The following is a 20,716-nucleotide window of genomic DNA, read 5'->3' as shown; positions in this document are numbered from 1 at the left end:
GCGGCGGGGCGGGCACAAGCGGGGATTGCGGGGCCGCCGGCTGGCCGGGCGGCCTAGAACAGACGCCGGGGCGCGCCGCTTGGAAATACCATTGCGCGGGGGCGGGGGAGTTGTTTCGGTGCGGGTTTCCCATGAAGAAGTGGTCGCAGACTTTCATTCCCACGCTCAAAGAGAGCCCGGCGGACGCCGAGATCGCGTCGCACAAGCTGCTCGTGCGCGCCGGCCTGGTGCGCAAGCTCGGCGGCGGGCTCTACACCTTCATGCCGGCCGGCCTGCGCGTGATGCAGAAGATCTCGCAGATCTGCCGCGAGGAGATGGAGCGCGCGCGCCCCGAGCACGAGCGCGCGGGGGCGATCGAGGTCTGGATGCCGCACGTGCACCCGGCCGAGCTCTGGGTCGACGGTCCGCGCTGGAACGCGGCGCGCGAGATCATGTTCCGCGTCGACCATGCCGGCGCCGGCAAGGGCCGGGCAAAGGAGCCGGAATTCGTCCTCGGTCCGACGCACGAGGAGGTTGTCACCCCCCTCGTGAAGACCGAGATCACGAGCTACCGCGACCTGCCGAAGAATTTCTACCAGATCTCCACCAAGTTCCGGAATGAGATCCGCCCGCGCTACGGCCTGATGCGCGCGCGCGAGTTCGTGATGATGGACGCCTACTCGTTCGACGCGACCGACGAGGGCGCGATCAAGAGCTACCTGGCGATGAAGGCCGCCTACGAGGCGTTCTTCAAGCGCCTCGGCATCGTCGCGATCGCGGTCGAGGCCGACACCGGCGTCATGGGCGGCAGCTTCTCGCACGAGTTCATGGTCCCGGCCGAGATCGGCGACGACGACGTGATCTACAACGAGGAGAGCGGCTACGCCGCCAACCGCGAAAAGGCCACGAGTGCGCTCGTGCCCGCCGACCTCGTCGACGCGGCGCCCGCGGGCGCGATCGAGGAATTCGCCACGCCCGGCGTCGTCACGATCGCGGCGCTCGAGGCGGCGCCTTATTCGGTGCCGGCGGACAAGCAGTTCAAGACCCTCGTCTTCGTCGGCGACGGCAAGCCGTTCGTCGTGATCGTGCGCGGTTGCGATGACGTCGAGGAGGCGAAGCTGGGTGCGCTCGGCTTCCAGCTCTGGCGTCCGGCCACGCCCGAGGAAATCGAGCCGGTGCTCGGCGCGAAGCCCGGTTCGCTCGGCGCGGTCAAAGGCACGATCAAGAATCCGTCCGCGCTGGCGGGCGTGTTCGCCGATCATGCCATCCGCCTCGTCGGCAACGGCACGACCGGCGCGAACAAGGACGGTTTCCACCTGCGCCACGTCAACGTGGTGCGCGACCTCGCGATCACGAAGTTCGGCGACTTTCGCCGCGTGCGCCCGGGCGAGCCCGACGTGAAGTCCGGCAAGCCGCTGCAGGTCCGCCGCGGCATCGAGGTCGGCCACATCTTCAAGCTCGGCACGAAGTATTCCGAGAAGTTCAACGCGGTCTACACCGACGACAAGAAGCAGTCGCACCTGATGGTGATGGGCTGCTACGGCATCGGCGTGAGCCGCACGCTGCAGGCCATCATCGAGCAGTCGAACGACGCCGACGGCATCATCTGGCCGTGGGCCGTCGCGCCCTGGCAGGTCGTGGTGACGAATCTCGACCCGCAGGACGCCACCGCGAGCAGCGTCGCCGACAAGCTCGCCGCCGCCGCCGAGGCGGCCGGCGCGGACGTGCTGATCGACGACCGGGCGGAGCGCCCGGGCGTGAAGTTCAAGGACGCCGACCTGCTCGGCTTCCCGCTGCGCCTCACGGTCGGCGGCAAGGGCCTGAAGGAAGGCGTCATCGAGCTGAAGTGGCGCGCCGAGAAGGACGTGAAGAAGGTCCCGCTCGCCGAGGCCGAGGCGGTCGTCGCCGCCGCGGTGCGCGCTGCGGGCGCGCCGAAGGCCTGACGCGCCGCGTTGCGAATCGACCGGCGCTGGCTTCAGTTTTCCTCGTGGCTGCCACCAAGACCCATACGACTCCCGCGCTGGCGACGGAGACGGAAACCCGCCGGCAGGACGCATGGCGCGTGGTCGTGCTGAACGACCCCGTCAACCTGATGTCGTATGTCGTCATGGTGTTTAAGCGCGTCTTCGGCTTCGACGAGGTGAGGGCGCGCAAGCACATGCTCGAGGTCCACGAGCAGGGCCGCTCGGTGCTGTGGACCGGCAACCGCGAGGCGGCCGAGGCCTACGTCTTCACCCTGCAGCAGTGGCACCTCACCGCGGTGCTCGAGGCCAATGAAGCGGGTTGAAGTCAAACTGAACCTCGATGCCGTCGCGCCGCTGCTCGACGTGATGAAGGCGACGGCCGACCAGCTCGAGCCGGCGCTCGCGACCGATCCGCAGGTGCCGGATCCGGATTTCGCCGACGCCTGGAAGGGCGAGCTGCTGGCCGGACAGAAGACCGACCTCGCGGTGCTGCTCGGGCTGTTCGACTCGGATTTCTTCGCCAGCGGCGTGATCGCGCTCGATCCCACCAACAGCGAGCCGATCCTCCGCGCCTGCGCGGCGATCCGCCTAAAGCTGCGCGCGGATCATTTCAAGGATCTCGAGGAGGAGCACCTCGAGGCGGGCGACATCGACGTCGACGATTTCGCCGAGCCGCTGCGCCGCGCCTTCGCCGCCTACGTCTTCCTGGCCACGCTGCAGGAGGTCATCGTGCAGCACCTCGATCCGACCGTGATGGAGTAGGCGCAGGCCGGGACGCCGCCGCGCGGCTGGAATTTCCGAGGGAAATTCCGCCCGATTCGCGTTTGACGGGGGAGGGGCGCGGACTACGGTCAGCGGCGACACTCTGCAGTGTTCGAGGTGCCTCGAATTCGCTCTTTGCCTTTGATACCATTTGGGAGCCGCCAAGCGGCACGCGGATGCCAGGCCGTAAACCGGAAGGCAGAAACGTGCCAGGTGGCGCCCACCTTAACCTAGAAGGTTTTGGAGCCACTGCAGGCATACGGCACAGGCGGAGTGTCACTCCCATTTCCCACGCCCACTCACATGGAAAGACTGCCCTACTACCAGGTCCTGCACCTTCTCTCGCTCGCGGTGCTCAGCGCGCACACGTTCATGGCGTTCGCCAATCCGGCGCCGGAGAACCGCAAGCGCACGATGATGATCACGGGCATCGCGGCGCTGCTGATGCTGGTCAGCGGGTTCGCCATGCTCTCGTTGAACAAGATCCCGTTCGCGAGCACCGGCTGGGTCTGGGTGAAGCTGGTGTGCTGGCTCGGTCTCGCCGCCCTGTCGGGCATCGCTTATCGCCGTCCGCACCTGCGCGGGGCGCTGAGCACGATCGCCCTCGTGCTGGTGGCGACGGCGCTGGTGATGGTGTATTTCCGCCCGTTCTGAGCCGAAGGCGCTCATGCCCGAGACGCTGTGCGGCCTGTGGATCGACGACGCGGGTAAGGCCCACGTGTCCGTCGCCACGCCCAAGGGTGGCCGCGCGGAGCGCGTGGAGGGCTTCCGTCCGTTCGCCTGGGTAGGCGAGGGGGTGACGATCTCCGGCATCGAGTTCGAGCGCCTGCGCGGCGAAAGCGCCTTCCCGTGGCTGGCGCACGCGGAGGAACTCGGGCGCTTCGACGATTTCTTCCGTGCCACCCGCGAGGGCGCGGCGATCGACGTGCTCAAGCCCTACGAGAGCCAGTGGCTGCTCCAACGGCGGGCGCGGCTTTACGCGGACCTGCACTTCGCGGACCTGCGGCGCTGCCAGCTGGACATCGAGACGGCGGCGGAGGAGCCGGGCGGATTTTCCGACGCCAAGCATGCGGGCGATCGCGTGCTCGCCATTGGCCTGCAGTGCGGCGCCCGGCGCGAGCTGCTCCAGCTCGAGGAGGAGACCCCCGAGGGCGAGAAGCGCCTGCTGCTGCGCTTCCAGGCGGTGCTGCGGGAGATGGACCCCGACGTCATCGAGGGGCACAACATCTTCAAGTTCGACCTCGATTACCTCCGGCAGCGCTGCCGCCGCTACAAGCTGCCCTGCGCCTGGGGCCGCTTCGGCCTGAACGCCGAGTTCCGGAGCAGCCGCCTCAAGGTCGCCGAGCGCTGGGTGGACTTCCCGCGCTGCGACATCCCCGGGCGCGCGGTGATCGACACCTACCTGCTCGTGCAGCTCTACGACATCACCACCCGCGAGATGACGTCCTACGGCCTGAAGGAGGCCGCGGTCTACTTCGGCGTGACACCCGAGTCGGGGGCCGGTCGCACCTACATCGACGGCGCGGGCATCCAGGAGGAGTTCCGGCGCGACCGGGCGAAGTTTCTCGCCTACCTGGCGGACGATCTCCGCGAGACCCGGGGCGTGGCCGAGGTGCTGCTGCCGACGTATTTCGAGCAGGCGCGCACCTTCCCGCTGCTGCTCCAGGACGCCGCGCTGCGCGGCACGGCCGGCAAGGTCGACCTGCTCTTCCTCGAGGAATACTACCACGGGCGCGCCGCGTGTCCGGCGCCGGTGGAGTGGGCGACGTTCGAGGGCGGCTTCACGCGCAGCTTCCAGGAGGGCGTCTTCCGGCACGTGCTGCACTTCGACGTGGCCTCGCTCTATCCGAGCCTGCTGCTGCACATCGGGCGCAATCCCCGGAGCGACACGCTTGGCGTGTTCATCCCCATGCTGCAGCGGCTGCGCGAATACCGCCTGAAATACAAGCAGCTGGCCAGGACCGCGCCGACCGCGGCCGAGCGCGACGAGGCGCAGGCGCGGCAGGCGAACTTCAAGATCCTGATCAACTCGTTCTACGGCTACCTCGGCTTCTCCGGCGCGCGCTTCGGCGACGGCGAACTCGCCGCCGAGGTCACACGGCGCGGCCGCGAGCTGCTGCAGCGGCTGATCGAGGAGTTCCAGCAGCACGGTTGCACGATCCTCGAGGCCGACACCGACGGCATCTACCTGTCGTCCGAGCGCTACCATGCCGAGCCGGAGAAGCTGCTCGCGGCGGTCGCGGGCGTGCTGCCGCCCGGCATCGAGCTCGAGTTCGACGGCCGCTACGACGCCATGTTCTGCTACAAGGCGAAGAACTACGCGCTCGCGGCGGGAGGCGAGGTGACGCTGCGCGGCTCGGCGCTGCGATCGCGCGGCATCGAACCCTACCTGAAACGCCTGAGCGACGAGTTCATCGCCTATGTGCTCGGGGTGACCGAGCAGTCGCCGGCGAAGACGATCGCCGAGTATCGCGCGAAGATCGCCGCCCGCGAGCTGCCGGTTGCCGAGCTGGCGAAGTCGGAATCGCTCAGCCAAAACCCCGATGCCTACCAGCAGTGGGTGGCCGGCGGCGGCAAGCCGCGCCGCGCGGCAGCCGAGGCGGCGCTGCAGATGAACCCGCGGCCGCGCATGGGCGAGCGCGTGACCTACTACATCGGCGCGCGGCAGAAGGGGCAGACGGCCGACTGGCAGCGGGCGCGGCCGGTGGCGCTTTATGACGCCCAGGCGGCGCCCTACGACCCTGTCTATTACTTGGAAAAAATCGACGATTGGGCGGAACGCTATGGACGATTCGTGGGTCTCCGGCCACAAGTCGATCAGCAGGAATTTCTGCTGTGATCCATGCGCACACGCCTCTGCTATCTCGCGTTGTTGATCCTGCCCGTCCTCGCGTATTGGCCGGTATTTACGCATGAGTTCGGTTCGCCGGAGGATTTCCTGCGGCTGAACGCGCCCGAGGTGCTGGCGGCGGACGGTGCGCAGAAGGGCATCCTGCACGGCGCGCTGCAGGATCTCGCCTTTCATTCCGTCTCCTCGGTGCCGCTGCTGGCGGCGCTGCGAGGGCTCTCGCTGCTGCTGGTCGTGCTCTGCGGCGTGGCGATCTGGCAGGTGACCGAGCGGGCGGGGTGGTCGGAAATCGACGCCGCGGCGCTCGCCGTCGCCGTGATGATGCTGCCGGCGCCGCAGCTCTATCTCGCGTGGGCGGCGGCGTGGCCGGCGGCTTTGGCGGCCTTGCTCTCGCTGGCGGCGTTCGCCGCGACGGAGAGCGAGCTAGAGGTCGGCGGCACGCGGCGGCTCATCGGGCTGCTCGGCGGGGCGCTGCTCTATTTCGGTGCGGCCATGTGCTATTTCCCGAACGCGACGATGGGATTGGTGCCGCTCGCGGCCCTCGCGCTGGCGCGGCCGCTGCGCGTGGCCCACGACCTGAAGAAGTGGTTCGCGATCCACCTCGGCGTAATGGCGGCCGGCCTGATCGCTTCCGGCGTGCTGGAGCGGCTCTTGATGCAGGGGGCGGGGGTCGTCGACCGGACACAGATCCTCGGGCGTCTCGAGTCCCTCGTCACCTTCGCGCTCCCGGCCGGCTGGGCGGTGTTTGTGGTGGGCGAACACGGCTCGGCGCGCACGCTCGCGGCGGTGATCGGCGGGATCCTCATCCTCGCGCTGATCGCCGTGGCCCGGCGCGACGCGCGACTCGAGCCGCGGGCCGCAGCCCCGTGGGGGCTCGCGCTCGGCGTGACGACCGCGGTATTCGGCGTCGTGGCGGTGTTCGCGCCGAACTGGCACGGCGGCTACCGATCGCTCTGGCCGCTCGGCGGCATCGTGGTTGTCGGGTTGGTGTGCGCGGTGCGCGGCGTGGGCGAGCAGCCGGCGAAAAAATCGCTCTGGCACTATGCCGCCCTAGGCGGGCTGGTGGCCGTGGGCGTGCTCGCGGCCGGAGCGCAGGTGCTCTCCCTGCTCGTCTCGCCGCTCGAGCGGGAGTGGGAGGCGCTGAACGGGGCCGTGGTGCGGGCGAAGATCGTGGGCGAGGTGAAGGTGCAGCTGCGGCTGCCGCCGGACGGCACGACGGACGCCGGCATCCCCGAGGCGCGATTCGACGCCCGCGTCGCGCAGTCCTCGGCGGCGGCCGTGCAGATGTTCAACGCGGCGCTCGACGATCGCTTTGCCGCGGGCCTGCCCAAGGGCACGAAGGTCCACGTCGACGTGCTGACGGGAGCGGCGCCCGCGCCGGATGCGCTGGTGTTCGAGCTGAAGAAATACTGACGGCCGGCGACGCCGGACGCAAAAAAGCCGGAGCGCGCGGCTCCGGCTGCGGTCGGAAAAACGCTTCGGCTCAGACCTTGCCGGCGAGCTTCGCCTTGAGCGTGCCCTTGTCCATCATGCCGACGAACTGCTCGGCGACGGCGCCGTTCTTGAAGAGGAGGAGCGTGGGGATGGCGCGGACGCCGAACTGGGCGGCGAGGTCGCCGTTGTCGTCGACGTTGACCTTGGCGATCTGGAGCTTGCCGGCCATCTCGGTGGCGAGGTCCTCGAGGATCGGGGCGATCGCCTTGCACGGACCGCACCAGGGAGCCCAGAAGTCCACGAGGACGGGCGTGCTGCCGGCGACGGCGGATTTGAAGTTGTTCGAGTCGAGAGTCAGGATGTTGGCGGCCATGTTGAAGACGATTGAAGCGGGTTTGGGAGGAAAGACAACTCGCGGCTCAGCGCGGCGTGGATTTGTGGATGATTTCGGCGAGCTCCTGCGGCTCCACGGTCTGGAGGTGCTTGCCGCGCTGCTTGAGCGTTTCGAAGGTCTTGATCACCGTCTCGGTCATGCGGCCGTGGGTCTCCTCGGACCCGCCGACGATGGTGAACTGCTCGGCCTGGGTGATGCGCTTGTGGCCGTCGTCGTTGTCGAGGCCGAGTCCGAGCAGATGGGCGTCGCCCTTCGGCTTTTTCGCAGACTTAGAGGGACGGCGGCGGGGCGCTTTCTTCATGATGCGGCGTGACGGTGCTCGGCGAGGCCGGCGTTTCAAGTGCGTTTTGATCGGGGACGGGAGCCGGCGGGGCCGGCTCGGCCGGCGCGGCGGCGTCGATCGCGGCGCCAGGCGGCGGGACGGCCTCGGCGGGCGCCGCGGGCTCCGTCGGAGCCGTCTCGACCACGCTGATCGCGGCCGGGGCGGTTTCCTCGACGGCAGTGCAGTAGATGTCGGCGAAGGCCTCGTCCTGCCGCAGCGTGAGTTTCTTCAGGCGCGTCAGCTCGAGCATGGCGAGGAAGGTCGCGACCAGCGTGCGCAGCGGGATCTTGGTCGTGAACAGGCTCGAGAAGGTGAATTCCCGCTGCGTCTTCACGCGCGCGAGGATGTATTCCATCTGGTCGGCGACGGTGACCTGCTCGGCGTGGATCTCGCCGACGACGAGTTTCTCGGCCAGGCGGCGGAGGACGATGTTGAAGCTGTTCCAGAGCTCGATGCGGTCGACGCTCTTGAGCGGGCGTTCCGAGAGCGGGGCGAAGGCGGTGGCCGGGCGGGCGAGCATGTCCTGCGTGTTGCGCGCCATCTCGCCGAGCTTGGCCGAGGCTTCCTTGAACTTCTTGTATTGGAGGAGCTGGTGGACGAGCTCCCAGCGCGGGTCGAGTTCCTCCTCGTCGGCGTTCGGGTCGACGGCCTGCTGGTGCTTGGGCAGGAGCATGCGGCTCTTGATCTCCATCAGCGTGGCGGCCATCACGAAAAACTCGCCGGCGACCTCCAGCTCCAGGTCCTTCATCGCATAGAGGACCTCGAGGTATTGCTTGGTCACCGACTCGATCGGGATGTCGTAGATATCCAGCTCGTTCTTCCGGATGAGAAAGAGCAGGAGATCGAGCGGACCCTCGAAAACGGGGAGTTTGATGCGATAATCGGCTTCGGCGACCACGGGTCGAGTCGAGGGACGGCGCAGGGGGCGCGCAAGGGGGAAATCGCTCAGGGGCGGCGTCGCAGGACGGCGACGTAGAAACCGTCGCTGTCGTGCGTGGCCGGCAGCAGGCTCGTGCCCGCACCGTCGAAGCTGCCGCCGAGGTCGCAGGCGGGTTTTTCGGCGGAGAACTCCGGCTGCGCGGCGAGAAAGGCGGCGGCGACGTCGTGGTTCTCGACGCGGCTGAGCGAGCAGGTCGCGTAGACGAGACAGCCGCCCGGGCGGACGTGGGCGGCGTTGGCGGAGAGGATGGCGAGCTGCTGGGCGGCGAACTGCGGGATCGTCTCGGGCTGCGTGTGCCACTTCATGTGCGGCAGGCGGCGCCAGGTGCCGGAGCCGCTGCACGGGGCGTCGACCAGCACGCCGTCGTAGGCGCCGTCGGCGGCGCGGACGAGCCGGACGTTGGTGAGGCGGGCGCGGGTGGCGCGCTCGCGCAGCTCCTCGAGCATCGCGGGGCGGATGTCGCTGGCGTCGACGCGCCCGGTGGGACCGACGGCGTGGGCGAGCTGGAGGGACTTGCCGCCGGCGCCGGCGCAGGCGTCGAGCCAGCGGTCGCCGGCGCGGACGGGCGCGTGGGCGAGCACGAGTTGCGAGCCGAGGTCCTGGATCTCGACGAAGCCGCGGCGGTAGGCGTCGGTGTTGGCGACCTCGGCGTTGGGCGGCAGGGCGAAGGCGTCGGGCGAGACGGGCGTGGCGCGCGGTTCCCAGCCCCGGCGGCGGAACTCGTCCAGGACCATCGCGCGGTCGTTCACCTGCAGGCGGACCCAGATGGGCGCGCGGGCGAGGAGGGCGTCGAGCTGCGGCGGCGTGAAGGCGGCGGGGCAGTGTGCGCGGAACCAGGCGGGGAGCAGCGCGGCGGGCTCGAAGGTGTCGGCGGGGAAGCGCGCGCGGAGGACGGCGGATTTTTCCGCCAGGGTCGCGGGCGTGGCGGGCCAGCCCTCGAGGAGCGCGGCGCGGTAGGCGGCGGTGTCCTTCATCTCGGGCGCGAGCCAGGCGGCGAGTTGCGCGGCGGCGTCCTCGTCGCGTGCGAGCAGCGGCTCGGCCCACGGCAGGTAGCGGATGACGGTGTAGAGCAGCTCGCGGTAGAGCCGGCGGTCGCGCGAGCCGAGGGCGCGGTTGCGGCCGAGCAGCTCCTTGATGCGGCGGGGCAGCGCGCTGTCGGTGCGCACGTGGGGCCGCACGAGGGCGAGCTGCCCGAGGAAGGTGCGCTGCTGGTTGGCGGCGATGCGCGGGTTCATGGCTTCGCGCGCGGCGCGGCTCAGAACTTCAGCAGCTCGACCTCGAGGTTGAACCCGAAGTTGCTTTCGCGGCGCGGGCCCTCGGAGAAGGAGACCTCGTATTTGATCGACCAGGTCTGCCCGAGGCGCTGGGAGATGCCGTAGGTCTGCTCGTTGAAGCGGCTGTGGCGGACGTCGTAGCGCCAGCGGCCGACGACATCGAAGACCTCGTTCACGCGCTGGCGGTAATCGAGGGCGTATTCCTCGTAGTCGTCGCGGAGGAAGTGCGAGCTGAGCTTGGCCGCCCACCACTCCTGGTCGGTGAGCTCGAGGGCGTAGTTCAGCTCCTGCTGGGCGGAGGTCTGCGGCGTGAAGCGCTCGTAGACGGAGAAGCGGATCCAGTCGGCGGGCGTGAGCGCGAGCTCGGTGTGGAGGTCGGTGAGCGGGCGCTGGCCGGCCGGGCGCTCGAAGCGGTAGTCGGCGGCGAAGTTGAGCGCGGCGAGGTCGCGCGAGCCGCCGTTGGCGCCGCGGGTCTGGAGCGTGTTGTTCAGCGCGAGACGGACGGTGTTCATCGCGGCGAGGTCGTCGACGTTGCTCTGGTCGCCGATCGAGAGCGGCTGCAGGTAGGTGGAGAAGACGCGGCGGTCGATCGCCGGGATGTAGCGGGCGCCGGAGTCGGCCTCGGGCGCGTAGCGGTAGGAGAGGCGCGGCTCGACGAGGTGGCGGAGACCGTCGATCTCCCAGAGCGGGTTCTTGTAGTCGAAGGTGCCGGCGGCGCGCAGGCGGGCGTCGAAGCCGACCTCGCCGATCGCGCGGGTGTAGGTGTCCTTGCCGTTGACGGCGTCGGCGTAGCGCGTGAGGCGGCCGCCGGCGACGGGCGTGAAGGTCATCCACGGCGCGAGGGCGATCGGGCGCTCGAGGCCGTAGTAGGCGTCGTAGCGGGTGGAGCGCTGCTGGGGGCGGTTGAGGTAGGCGTCCTCCTCGAGGACGGCGAGGCTGGCGCTGGCGCGCTGGTAGAAGCCGGCGGGGGCGGCGCTCGGGAGCAGGTCGAAGCGGATCTCGGGCAGGCGCTCCTGCACCTGATGATAGCGGTTCGGATGGACGCGCGCGAAGGCGCTGAGGAGGTAGTTTTCCCCGGCGTAGGTGCCCTCGAGGTAGGAGTCGGGTTGCTGGACGGGGAAGAAGCGCTTGGGCCGGAAGTCGCGCAGCACCTCGGAGTCGCTCCAGTAGTTGAACTGGCCGTCGAGGGTGAAGTGCTCGCCGATGCGCTGGCGGTGCCACCATTCGACGAAGCCGCGGTTCTCCGGCACGGGGCGGCCGAGGAGGTCGGTCTTGCGGTCGCCGTGGTCGTTGATGAAGCCGCTGGCGAGCCCGCCGACGGCGTAGTCGTTGTCGCCGCCGAGGCGGTAGGTCGCCGCGGGCCCGGCCATCACGCCGCGCGAGCCGTAGAGGCCGAGGTCGGCGCCGGCCTTGACGCCGGGGGCGACGGGGATGCGGCCGTCGGCCTCGAGGAAGGGCCCGAGGCTGCGGCGATAGCCGACCTTGCCGACGAAATAGGAGAACAGCTCCGTGCCGATCTCGTGCTGGAACGTCGGCAGCGAGACGAAGTGGCTGCCGAGCAGGCCGAGCTGCAGGCCCTCGCCGGCCACGATCTGGCCCTTTTCGTAGACGACCTTGCGGGCGCGGATGGAGGGGGCGTAGGCGGCGTTCTCGCGGAAAAAGATCGTGGCGTTGGTGAAGACCAGCTTCTCGAACGTGCCGTCGACCGACTCGCCGGTCAGGTAGACGGGGAACTCGCCGACGCGGAGGTTGTGCACGTGCAGCGTGTTCGAGGTGAGGTCATACGAACCCTGGTCGGCGACGAGCCGGCGCGCGCCGTCGGTGAGGATGAAATGTCCCGAGGCCGCCACGGTGTTCGTCTCGCGGCGGTAGCGCATCTCGTCGGCGGTGAGGACGATCTCGCCCCAGACGAGGCGGGCGTCGCCGCGCACGACCAGCTCCTTGGTGCGGTCGTCGTAGACGGATTCCTTGCCCCGGACGTCGGGCATGGCGCCGGCGGTTTGCGCGCGGGCGGCTGTGCCCGCGAGAGCGGCGAGCAGGAGGCGGAGGACCAGGCGGCGGAGCATCGATTTTAACTGGCGGGGCGGGGAGGGTGGCGCAACGAGATTTCGACTGGCGGGCGCGGGAAAGGTGCCGGGTGATTTGCGCTAGACGCTGCCGGGGCGTCCGCCAGAGTGAAGCCGCCGTGATCATCCCAGCGCCTGAGCTCGAGGCCTTCCTGCACAACCGCCAGTCCAATCCCCACGGCTGGCTCGGCATGCACCCGGTGACGGTGGGTCGGCGCAAGGGCGTCGTCGTGCGCGCGTTCGTGCGCGGCGCGGTGAAGTGCGAGGTGGTGGACCTCGACGCGCCCGGCGCGCCCGCGCTGGCGATGGACCTGCTCGCGCCGGAGGGCTTCTTCGAGCTGTTCATCCCGAAGCGCAAGGAGGTCTTCCGCCACCAGCTGCGCTACCAGACCTCGTGGGGCGACATCCACCAGGTCTCCAACGCCTACGCGTTCCTGCCCACGCTGAGCGAGCAGGACCTCTACCTGTTCAACGAGGGCAACGAGCACCGCATCTACGAAAAGCTCGGCGCGCACGTGCGCCGGCTGGGCGACGTGCCCGGCGTGGCCTTCGCGGTCTGGGCGCCAAGCGCGTCGCGCGTGTCGGTCGTGGGCAATTTCAACGGCTGGGACGCGCGCTACCATCCGATGCGCCCGCTCGGCGCCTCGGGCGTGTGGGAGCTGTTCGTGCCCGGGCTGGGCGAGGGGAGCTTTACAAGTTCGCCATCTGGGACCGCCACGGCCACCAGCGGCTGAAGACCGACCCCTACGGCACCTACTTCGAGTCGCCGCCCAACAACGCCGCGATCGTCCGCAGCGTGAACCACCACGCCTGGGGCGACGGCGCATGGATGGCCAAGCGCGCGGAGCAGGCCGGCCAGGTCGACCGCCCGATGTCGGTCTACGAGGTCCACCTCGGCTCGTGGCGCCGCGTGCTCGAGGACGGCGGGCGGCCGCTCAACTACCGCGAGATCGCGCCGCTGCTCGCCGACTACGTGGTGCAACTCGGCTTCACGCACGTCGAGGTCATGCCGGTGGCGGAGCATCCGTTCACCGGCTCGTGGGGCTACCAGGTGTCGGGCTACTTCGCGCCCACGCACCGCTATGGCACGCCGGACGACTTCCAGTTCTTCGTCGACCACCTGCACCAGCGCGGCATCGGCGTGATCCTCGACTGGGTGCCGGCGCACTTCCCGCGCGACAGCTTCGCGCTGGCGCAGTTCGACGGCTCGCACCTCTACGAGCACGAGGACCCGCGGCTCGGCGCGCACATGGACTGGGGCACGCTGATCTTCAACTACGGCCGGCACGAGGTGCGCTGCTTCCTCATCGCCAGCGCGCTGTCGTGGCTCGACCGCTACCACATCGACGGCCTGCGCGTGGACGCGGTGGCCTCGATGCTCTACCTCGACTACTCGCGCAAGGCCGGCGAGTGGATCCCCAATCGCTACGGCGGCCGCGAGAACCTCGAGGCGATCGCCTTCCTCCGCCAGGTGAACGACCTCGTGCACCAGTATTATCCGGGCGCGGTGACGATCGCGGAGGAGTCGACGGCGTTCCCGATGGTGAGCCGGCCGACCCAGGACGGCGGCCTCGGCTTCGACTACAAGTGGAACATGGGCCTGATGCACGACACGCTGGCCTATTTCCAGAAGGACCCGGTCTACCGGAAGTGGGCGCACAACAAGCTCACCTTCGGCATGGTCTACCAATACTCGGAGAACTTCATCACGGTCTACTCCCACGACGAGGTCGTGCACCTGAAGGCCTCGATGCTCGGCAAGATGGGCGCCGGCTCCGACACCGACAAGGCCGCCAACCTGCGCGCGCTCTACGGCTTGGTCTGGACCTATCCGGGCAAGAAGCTGCTCTTCATGGGCGCCGAGTTCGGCCAGTGGCGCGAGTGGAATCACGACGCCTCGCTCGAGTGGCACCTGCTCGACACGCCGCTGCACGCGGGCATCCAGGCCGTGGTGCGCGATCTCAACCGGCTCTACGTCGGCGATCCGGTCCTCTCCGCCCAGGATTTCAGCCCGCCGTCCTTCCGCTGGGTCAACGCCAACGATGGCGACCAGTCCGTCCTCAGCTTCCTCCGCGTGGCGCCCGACGAGCGGACGTTCTACCTCGTGATCGGCAACTTCACGCCCGTGGAGCGCGCCGGCTACCGGGTCGGCGTGCCGCAGCCCGGCCACTGGGCCGAGGTGTTCAACACCAACGCCGAGATCTACGGCGGCAACGGGGTGGGCAACTTCGGCGGCCGCACCGCCGAGGCGACGCCGTGCGACGGCCAGGCGCAATCGCTCGCGCTCACGCTGCCCGGCCTCAGCACGCTCGTCTACAAGTGGACGGCGGCCGGCTGAGCCGCCGCGGCCGGGCGCGGGGATCGTCGCGACGCGTCGCGGCCCGATCGGTCCGCCGCCGGCGTTACCGGGCGCACTCGGCGACGCGCTGCGCCAGCTTTTCGCCGCTCTTGCAGCAGTCGGGGAGGGAGATGCCGTCGCGGCACTGGCCGCCGATGAAGAGCCCGGGATGGCGGTCCTCCAGGCGGGCCATGGTCTCGAAGTGCCGCTCGTAGCCGATCTGGTATTGCGGGATGGCGCGCGGCCAGAACGTGTGGCGCACGAAGACCGGCTTGCCGCGCACGCCGACGAGCTCGCGCAGGTCGCGGTCGACGCGCTGCAGGAGCTGCTCGGTGCTGAGCCGCGCGTGCTCGGGCTGGCGCATGCCGCCGGTGAAGACCGTGAGCGCGACGTATCCCTCCGGCGCGCGGCCGGGGAAGAGCGTCGAGGAAAACAGGATGCCGAGCACGTCGCGGCGCTCCTTCTCCGGCGTGAGGCCGCCGAAGCCGTCGAGCGGATGCGCGACGTCCTCGCGCTTGAAGCCGAGGAAGAGCGACGAGACCGGCGGATGCGTGATGGTGTCGAGCGTGGCCAGCGGGCGCTCGGCCAGCGTGCCGAACGTGAGCTGCGCCAGCGCCGGCGCGGGCACGGCGAGGACGACGTAGTCGAATTCGCCGCCGCACTTCTCCGGGCCGCGCGAGCAGACGAGGCGGTGCGGCTTCCCGGGATGACGGTCTCGACGGTCGTGTTCAGCGCCACGGCGCCGGCGGGCAGCTTGGCCACGAGCGTGTCGATGAGCTGCTGCAGGCCGAGACGGAAGGAGACGATCGGCGCCGGGCCCTTCTTCTTCGGCGCGCCGGCCGCGCGCCGGGCCTTGGCGAGGGCGAGGAAGCCGCGGGGCAGCGAGCCCTTCAGGCGCTCGGCCTCCCAGAGGCTGGGGAAGGCGTTCTTGACCGAGAGCTTCTCCGGGTCGCCCGCGTAGATGCCGGCGATGAGCGGGTTGACGGCGTAGTCGACCAGCTCCTGCGTGTAGTGCGAGCGGACGAGCTCGGCCAGGCTGACGTCGGTGTGGCGGATGCGCGGGCGGCTGAACAGCTCGGTGAAGAGCGAGAGCTTGGTGCGGGCGCCGAAGATCGGCGTGGCGAGGAACGAGCCCGGGCCCATCGGCACCGGCACGAACTTGCCGCCGCGGACGATGAAGCGCTTCTTCGCCACCGGATTGGCGATCTGGAGGTCGGGCTCGAGCCCGAGGTCGGCGACCAGCTGCTTGAGTTCGGGCGCGCCGTATTGGACGGAGTTGGGGCCGCACTCGGCGATCCAGCCGTCCTCGCGCAGCGTGCGGATGGCGCCGCCGGCGGAGGCGCCCCGCTCGAACACCTGCACGCGAAAACCACGCGCGTGCATCCGGTAGGCCGCCGTGAGGCCGGCGATGCCGGCGCCGATGATCGCGACTGATTTTTGCGGTGAGGTGTTCATGGGAAATCCGTCAGCGCCACTGCGTGACCGTGTCGACGAGCGCCTGCATGCACTCGATCTTCGCGGACGGCATGATGCCGTGGCCGAGGTTGAAGATATGACCGCTGCCGCCGCGCATGGTTTCGAGCAGGCGCGTGGCCTCGCGGCGGACGATCGCGGGCGTCGTGTTCATCAGCACCGGATCGAGGTTGCCCTGGAGCGCGACGTTGTTCGGCACGAGCCGGCGGACCACGCCGAGGTCGACGGTCCAGTCGACGCCGAGGACCTTGGCGCCGGAGAAGGCCATGTCGGTGAGCTGCATCGGGCAGCCCTTGGCGTAGAGGATGACGGGGAAGCCCGGGGGCATCGCGGCGATGATCTGGCGCATCCAGCGCAGCGAGGCGGCCTCGTAGTCCTGGCCGGCGATGATGCCGCCCCACGAGTCGAAGATCTGGATGGCGTCGGCGCCGGCGCGGATCTGCATGTGGAAAAACTCGATCACGGCCGCGGTGAGCTTCTCCATCAGCGCGTCGAAGAAGGCGCGGTCGGTGAAGAACAGCTCCTTGATGCGGGAGAAGTCCTCCGAGCTGCCGCCCTCGATCATGTAGGTGGCGAGCGTCCACGGCGAGCCGCCGAAGCCGAGGAGGGCGCGCTCGCCCTTCAGCTCCCGCTTCACCAGCGCGAGCGACTGCGCCATGTAGTCGAGGCGCTCGGCGACGCCGGCGACGTTGAGGCGGTCGAGCTGGGCGCGGTTCTCGAGGCGGTATTCCATCGCGATGCCGCCCTCGTCGCGGAACTTGTAGCCCTGGCCCAGCGCCTCGGGGATGACGAGGATGTCGGAGAAGATGATCGCGGCATCGAGCGCGAAGCGCCGCAGCGGCTGGAGCGTGACCTCGGCGGCCAGCTCGGGCGTGCGCACCATCTCGAGGAAGGACGACTTCGCCTTGAGCGCGCGGTATTCGGGCAGGTAGCGCCCGGCCTGGCGCATCACCCAGAGCGGGGGCGGTCGAGCGGCGCGCAGGCGACGGCTTGAAGGAAACGTTCGCGGGAATTCATGCGTGGAAATTGGCCCAGTCAGTCGGCTTGAGAAAAACGTCGTAGAGTCGCGCCTCGGGCGTGCCGGGCTGCGGCTGGTAATCGTAGCGCCAGCTCACCAGCGGCGGCAGCGACATGAGGATGCTCTCGGTGCGCCCGCCGCTCTGCAGGCCGAAGTGCGTGCCGCGGTCCCAGACGAGGTTGAACTCCACGTAGCGGCCGCGGCGGTAGAGCTGGAAGTCGCGCTCGCGTTCGCCGAACGGCAGCGTCTTTCGCCGCTGCACGATGGGCACGTAGGCCTTCAGGTAGGCGTCGCCGACGCTGCGGAGGAAGGCAAAGCTGCCGTTGGCGCCGAGGGCGTTGAAGTCGTCGAAGAACAGCCCGCCGATGCCGCGCGGCTCGTTGCGGTGCTTGAGGAAGAAGTAGTCGTCGCACCACTTCTTGAAGCGCGGGTAGAGGTCGGCGCCGTGCGGGAAGCACGCGTCGCGCGCCACGCGGTGCCAGTGCACGCAGTCCTCTTCGAAGCCGTAGTAGGGCGTGAGGTCGAAGCCGCCGCCGAACCACCAGTGCGCCTGTTCGCCCTCGCCGGCGACGAAGAAGCGGACGTTGGCGTGGCTGGTCGGCACGTAGGGGTTGCGCGGGTGGATGACGAGCGACACGCCCATGGCGTGAAACGGCTTTCCCGCCAGCTCGGGCCGGCTGGCGGTGGCGGAGGGCGGGAGGGTTTGGCCGGCGACGTGGGAAAAATTCACGCCCGCCTTCTCGAACACCGCGCCGTTCTCCAGCACGCGCGAGCGGCCGCCGCCGCCCTCCGGCCGCGACCAGCGGTCCTCGCGGAAAGCGCCGCCGTCGTCCTCGTGTTCGAGCGTCTGGCAGATGCTGTCTTGGAGGGCGAGGAGGTAGCTGCTGACGGCGTTGAGATTGGGAACGGACATGCGTGGAAGAGGTTAGGAAAACCGGCCGCGGACGGCCGGCAACAACCTTATCCAACGGTAACAAGCCTCGCGCGCCCTCGCCGCGCAGGGGTTGGCGGGATGCGCGCGTGGTTTGTCGCGGGGAGGGCGCGGGCGCTTGACGACTTTGCTAAAGTCCGGATTCGACACCGGCGGCGCCCGCCGATTCTTTCTCCCTTCCGCTCCTCCCATGCTCGCCACTCTCGCCGCGACCGGCTTCACGGTCGCCTTCTTCCACGCCGCCATCCCGACGCACTGGCTGCCGTTCGTGCTGGTGGCGCGGGCGCGAGGCTGGGCGCGGGGGAAGACCTTCGCGGTGTCGATGGCGGCGGGGCTCGGCCATGTGCTGCTGACCAGCCTGCTCGGCCTCGGCATCGCCTGGCTGGGGCTGCAGCTCGACGAGCATTTCGGCGAGTTGTTCAACCGCGTCGCCGGCGGGGCGCTGCTCGTCATCGCCGCGTGGTTCTACTGGCGGCAGGCGCGCGGCGGCGTGCTGCACCACCACGCCGGCGGCCGGCACGAGGAGTCCGAGCACTGCGGACACTCGCACGAGCACACGCACATGGAGGAGGAGCTGGCCGACTCGAAGCTCGTCTCGCGCTCGGCGGGCGACTGGGCGGCGATTGGCGGGCTGTTCATGATGCTGACGCTGTCGCCCTGCGAGGGCTTCCTGCCGGTCTACCTCTCCGGCGTGCACTACGGCTGGCGCGGCTTCGTCGTGCTCAGCGGCATCCTCGCGGCCGGCACGCTGATCGGCATGCTGCTGTTCACCTGGCTGACGCTCGTGGGCTTCTCCAAGCTGCCGCTGCAGCGGCTCGAACGCTACGAGGCCGCGCTGCTCGGCACGATCTTCGCGGTGCTCGGGCTGATGATGCTCTTCCTCGAGCACGGGCATTAAAAAGCCGCCCGCGGAACGGGCGGCCGGCAATCCCTGACGCGAGGCGGCGCGTCACTCGAACTGCTTCACCGGCTGGCCGGCGAGCCTGTCCCGGTAGACCTCGCCGCCCTTCATCACGAAGTCGACTTTCTCGAGCACGGTCACGTCGGCCAGCGGGTCGCCCTTGACCGCGATGAGGTCGGCGTAGAAGCCCGGGGCGATCTGGCCGACCTTGGTCTGCCAGCCGAGCAGGTCGGCGGCGTTCACGGTGGCGGCCTGGATGGCCTGCATCGGCGTCATGCCCCACTTGACCATGTGGAAGAACTGCTTGCCGTTCCAGCCGTGCGGATAGACGCCGGAGTCGGTGCCGTAGGCCATCTTGCAGCCGGCCTTCACGGCCCGGGCGAAATTCTCGCGCTGGGTGCGGCCGACCTTGCGCTCCTTTTCGATGATCTTGTCCGGGTAGCCGAGGCGCGAATACTCGGCGAGGATGTAGTCGTCGTTGTAGATGTCGAAGACCAGGTAGGTGCCGTGCTCGAGGGCGAGCTTGATGCCCTCGTCGTCGATGAAGCTCGAGTGCTCGACCGAGGCGACGCCGGCCTTGATCGCCATCTTGATGCCCTCGGCGCCGTGGGCGTGGGCGGCGACCTTGCGGCCCCAGAGCGCGGCCTCCTCGACGATGGCCTTCATCTCGTCCAGCTGGTATTGCGGCGCGCCGACGGATTCCTCCTCGGAGAGCACGCCGGCGGTGGCGAGCATCTTGATGACGTCGGCGCCGTATTTGATGTTCTCGCGGACCTTCTTCCGCACCGCGTCGACGCCGTCGGCGACGCCGTTGATGTCGCCCTCGAAGCGCACGTAGGGCGACATGCCGTTGAGGTCGCCGTGGCCGCCGGTGGCGCTGAGCGCGGGGCCGCTGGCCTGCATGCGCGGGCCGGCGACCTCGCCCTTCTCGATCGCGCGGCGGAGCGCAAAGTCGACGTAGTTGCCGGCGCCGACGTTGCGGATGGTGGTGAAGCCGGCGAGCAGCGTGCGCCGGGCGTAGAGGTGCGAGGTCGTCGCCTCGTCGATCGGGCTCTTGCGGAAGAGGTCCTCGTAGAAATTCTCCGGCTGGCTGGTGACGTGGGTGTGGCAGTCGATCAGGCCGGGGAGAACGGTGGCGTTGCCGAGGTCGATCACGTGCGCGTCGGCGGGCAGGGTGGTGGCGGCGAGCGCGGAGACGGCCTTCACGTGGTCGCCTTCGATCGTGATGACCTGGTCCGGGAGCACGGTGCCGGACTTCGGATCGAGCAGGCGGGCGGCCTTGACGTAGACGAGGCGCGGGGCGGCCGGGGTCGCGGGTTCGGCGGCGAACGCCGCGGCGGCGCTCATCGCCGCGAACAGGGGAGGAGACGACGAAGCATGCCGGCACGAAACCGGATTGCGCGCCGGTGGCAAGCGGGCTGTGGCGGCCCGCCGCGATCCCGTCCGGCCTCAGAGGGGCGGCGGGCGGTCGCCGGCGGCGCGGGCGCGCGTCTCGGCGTCGAGGATCTCGCGGAGCTTCACGATCACCGGGTGGCCGGCGGTGTAGGCCTGACCGTAGGGCAGGTTGAAGGCGTAGTCGAAGGTGGCCGGGTTGCGCCCCTGGTTGTGCTGGAGGATGGTCTCGAGCTTGTCGAAGGCCTTGACGAATTTCGCCTCGGGCGTGGCGGCGGCGTTGTATTCGTCGAAGAGGGCGACGAGGTCCCGCTGCACCGCCTCCGGCGCGCCGTCGAGCAGCTGAAGCAGATCGCGGCGCTCCTGCTCGTGCTTGGGCGGGGCGCCGACCTGGAGCACGGCGGAGATGTCGCCGCTGACGGCCTCGCCGAGGTCGTGCACCAGCGCGATGGCGAGCACGCGCTCGAAGTTCAGCTCGGGAAACCACGGCCGCACGCTCAGCGCGAAGAGGCCGAGGCGCCAGGTGTGCTCGGCGGTGCTCTCCTGCTTGCCCTCGGAGGTCCAGGAGGTGCGCGTGACGGTCTTGAGCCGCTCGGCGCGACGCAGGAAGGTGAGCAGGCCGTGGATTTCCGCGGGAGTCATGCCCGGACGATTGAGCGGTGCGCCGCGCGCCGCAACCG

General features: G+C 69.4%; 16 protein-coding genes, 1 other RNA gene and 3 pseudogenes. 9 read left to right on the top strand and 11 right to left on the bottom strand.

Going from position 1 to position 20,716, the window contains the following annotated elements; genetic code table 11:
- Positions 1 to 131 precede the first annotated feature (131 nt).
- The 7 genes from ACMYLB_RS14065 (at position 132) to ACMYLB_RS14035 (ending at position 6,966) form a co-directional block, all read left to right on the top strand.
- Complete coding sequence (locus tag ACMYLB_RS14065) at positions 132 to 1,922, top strand: proline--tRNA ligase (RefSeq protein ID WP_415907602.1); 1,791 nt, start codon at positions 132 to 134, stop codon at positions 1,920 to 1,922.
- 44 nt (positions 1,923 to 1,966) lie between these two features.
- The gene (locus ACMYLB_RS14060) at positions 1,967 to 2,266 is read left to right on the top strand and encodes an ATP-dependent Clp protease adaptor ClpS (protein ID WP_415907601.1); all 300 of its coding nucleotides are present in this window, start codon (positions 1,967 to 1,969) and stop codon (positions 2,264 to 2,266) included.
- Complete coding sequence (locus ACMYLB_RS14055; RefSeq protein ID WP_415907600.1) at positions 2,253 to 2,705, top strand: hypothetical protein; 453 nt, start codon at positions 2,253 to 2,255, stop codon at positions 2,703 to 2,705. The genes ACMYLB_RS14060 and ACMYLB_RS14055 overlap by 14 nt, the downstream gene beginning before the upstream one ends.
- A 97-nt stretch (positions 2,706 to 2,802) precedes the next feature.
- Positions 2,803 to 2,984: non-coding RNA, 6S RNA (gene ssrS, locus ACMYLB_RS14050), on the top strand.
- Between the two features lie 24 nt (positions 2,985 to 3,008).
- On the top strand, positions 3,009 to 3,359 hold the full coding sequence (locus ACMYLB_RS14045; RefSeq protein ID WP_415907599.1) for a hypothetical protein: 351 nt from the start codon (positions 3,009 to 3,011) through the stop codon (positions 3,357 to 3,359).
- A 13-nt stretch (positions 3,360 to 3,372) separates the two neighbouring features.
- Positions 3,373 to 5,544, top strand: a complete 2,172-nt coding sequence (locus ACMYLB_RS14040) for a DNA polymerase domain-containing protein (protein WP_415907598.1) — start codon at positions 3,373 to 3,375, stop codon at positions 5,542 to 5,544.
- A 3-nt stretch (positions 5,545 to 5,547) separates the two neighbouring features.
- Positions 5,548 to 6,966: a hypothetical protein gene (locus ACMYLB_RS14035; protein WP_415907597.1), complete on the top strand. Its 1,419-nt coding sequence runs from the start codon at positions 5,548 to 5,550 to the stop codon at positions 6,964 to 6,966.
- A 70-nt stretch (positions 6,967 to 7,036) separates the two neighbouring features.
- Here the strand turns inward: ACMYLB_RS14035 and trxA are convergent, their stop codons facing one another.
- From trxA to ACMYLB_RS14010, 5 genes are read right to left on the bottom strand one after another with little or no spacing between them, the layout of a single operon-like run.
- Complete coding sequence (gene trxA, locus ACMYLB_RS14030) at positions 7,037 to 7,360, bottom strand: thioredoxin (protein WP_415907596.1); 324 nt, start codon at positions 7,358 to 7,360, stop codon at positions 7,037 to 7,039.
- A 46-nt stretch (positions 7,361 to 7,406) separates the two neighbouring features.
- Positions 7,407 to 7,682, bottom strand: a complete 276-nt coding sequence (locus ACMYLB_RS14025; RefSeq protein ID WP_415907595.1) for a hypothetical protein — start codon at positions 7,680 to 7,682, stop codon at positions 7,407 to 7,409.
- Positions 7,651 to 8,601, bottom strand: coding sequence for a segregation and condensation protein A (locus ACMYLB_RS14020; protein WP_415907594.1), 951 nt, complete (start codon positions 8,599 to 8,601; stop codon positions 7,651 to 7,653). Before ACMYLB_RS14020 ends, ACMYLB_RS14025 begins: the two co-directional genes overlap by 32 nt.
- A 47-nt stretch (positions 8,602 to 8,648) precedes the next feature.
- Positions 8,649 to 9,878 carry an RsmB/NOP family class I SAM-dependent RNA methyltransferase gene (locus ACMYLB_RS14015; protein WP_415907593.1) on the bottom strand — a complete coding sequence of 410 codons (1,230 nt, stop codon included), beginning with the start codon at positions 9,876 to 9,878 and terminating at the stop codon, positions 8,649 to 8,651.
- A gap of 20 nt (positions 9,879 to 9,898) precedes the next feature.
- Positions 9,899 to 11,983 carry an LPS-assembly protein LptD gene (locus ACMYLB_RS14010; RefSeq protein ID WP_415907592.1) on the bottom strand — a complete coding sequence of 695 codons (2,085 nt, stop codon included), beginning with the start codon at positions 11,981 to 11,983 and terminating at the stop codon, positions 9,899 to 9,901.
- A gap of 191 nt (positions 11,984 to 12,174) precedes the next feature.
- Here ACMYLB_RS14010 and glgB point away from each other — a divergent pair.
- Positions 12,175 to 14,321 (top strand): annotated as a pseudogene (glgB, locus tag ACMYLB_RS14005) (1,4-alpha-glucan branching protein GlgB).
- Between the two features lie 64 nt (positions 14,322 to 14,385).
- Here glgB and hemG (ACMYLB_RS14000) read toward each other — a convergent pair.
- From hemG (ACMYLB_RS14000) to hemF, 4 genes and pseudogenes are all read right to left on the bottom strand, one after another.
- Positions 14,386 to 14,955, bottom strand: a pseudogene (gene hemG, locus ACMYLB_RS14000) (protoporphyrinogen oxidase); the annotation flags it as partial.
- Positions 14,956 to 15,083: 128 nt separating this feature from the next.
- Positions 15,084 to 15,704, bottom strand: a pseudogene (hemG, locus tag ACMYLB_RS13995) (protoporphyrinogen oxidase); the annotation flags it as partial.
- Positions 15,705 to 15,786: 82 nt separating this feature from the next.
- Positions 15,787 to 16,743, bottom strand: coding sequence for a uroporphyrinogen decarboxylase (gene hemE / locus ACMYLB_RS13990; protein ID WP_415907591.1), 957 nt, complete (start codon positions 16,741 to 16,743; stop codon positions 15,787 to 15,789).
- A 64-nt stretch (positions 16,744 to 16,807) separates the two neighbouring features.
- A complete protein-coding gene (hemF, locus tag ACMYLB_RS13985) occupies positions 16,808 to 17,725 on the bottom strand; it encodes an oxygen-dependent coproporphyrinogen oxidase (RefSeq protein ID WP_415907590.1) in 918 nt (305 codons plus the stop codon).
- A 208-nt stretch (positions 17,726 to 17,933) separates the two neighbouring features.
- Here hemF and ACMYLB_RS13980 point away from each other — a divergent pair, with 208 nt between their 5' ends.
- Positions 17,934 to 18,641: a hypothetical protein gene (locus ACMYLB_RS13980; RefSeq protein ID WP_415907589.1), complete on the top strand. Its 708-nt coding sequence runs from the start codon at positions 17,934 to 17,936 to the stop codon at positions 18,639 to 18,641.
- A gap of 51 nt (positions 18,642 to 18,692) precedes the next feature.
- On the opposite strand, the gene ACMYLB_RS13975 is transcribed toward ACMYLB_RS13980, so the two are convergent.
- Both ACMYLB_RS13975 and ACMYLB_RS13970 read right to left on the bottom strand, forming a co-directional pair.
- Complete coding sequence (locus tag ACMYLB_RS13975) at positions 18,693 to 19,991, bottom strand: amidohydrolase family protein (RefSeq protein ID WP_415907588.1); 1,299 nt, start codon at positions 19,989 to 19,991, stop codon at positions 18,693 to 18,695.
- Between the two features lie 102 nt (positions 19,992 to 20,093).
- Complete coding sequence (locus tag ACMYLB_RS13970) at positions 20,094 to 20,678, bottom strand: HD domain-containing protein (RefSeq protein WP_415907587.1); 585 nt, start codon at positions 20,676 to 20,678, stop codon at positions 20,094 to 20,096.
- Positions 20,679 to 20,716: the final 38 nt, after the last annotated feature.

This window comes from Oleiharenicola sp. Vm1 (assembly GCF_047777955.1).
Classification (GTDB): domain Bacteria; phylum Verrucomicrobiota; class Verrucomicrobiia; order Opitutales; family Opitutaceae; genus Didemnitutus.
This window is presented reverse-complemented; position numbering and strand designations above follow the sequence as displayed.